At 41.8% G+C, this 627-nt stretch carries 2 rRNA genes; both read left to right on the top strand.

Annotated elements, in window-relative coordinates:
• Nucleotides 1–87: ribosomal RNA gene (locus tag A3729_RS14090) — 23S ribosomal RNA — on the top strand; the annotation flags it as partial.
• Nucleotides 88–254: 167 nt separating this feature from the next.
• A 5S ribosomal RNA gene (gene rrf / locus A3729_RS14085) occupies nucleotides 255–369 on the top strand.
• Nucleotides 370–627: the final 258 nt, after the last annotated feature.

The following is a 627-nucleotide window of genomic DNA, read 5'->3' as shown; positions in this document are numbered from 1 at the left end:
TAAAGACTATGACGTTGATAGGCTGGGTGTGTAAGTGCGGTAACGTATTGAGCTAACCAGTACTAATTGCTCGTGAGGCTTAACTATATAACGCCCAAGTGGTTTTATAGTGAATGATTATTCGTACAACGACGGGTAACGCAAATTGGATATGAGTCTTCGTTAGACAGCAGAGATAAAGTTAGCTATTACTTGCTATTGTTAAAGACGCAGAATTAAGTGTTGTTGATCAAGTATCAGCAACCGAAGTTTTGTCTGACGACCATAGAGCTTTGGAACCACCTGATCCCATCCCGAACTCAGAAGTGAAACGAAGCATCGCCGATGGTAGTGTGGGAGGTCCCATGTGAGAGTAGGTCATCGTCAGGCTTCTATTAGAAACCCCAGTAGGTCATCCTGCTGGGGTTTTTTTATTGTCTAAATAAAAGCCTTAGTCTGAAGAAACGCTTTCGTGTAGTTAGGGGATAAATATGCATAGCCCGCTACCTGCATTCAGCTAATACAATAACACTATCTGTTTTATTGCATTTGTTTACATTTCTGAACCCCCATTTTTCGGGACATGCAGCGGAGTGTGATGTCTTAGTTGAAGTAGCTGTGATTGAGTGCACAGCATTCTTTTAGATA

Source organism: Oleiphilus sp. HI0043 (assembly GCF_001634935.1).
This window is presented reverse-complemented; position numbering and strand designations above follow the sequence as displayed.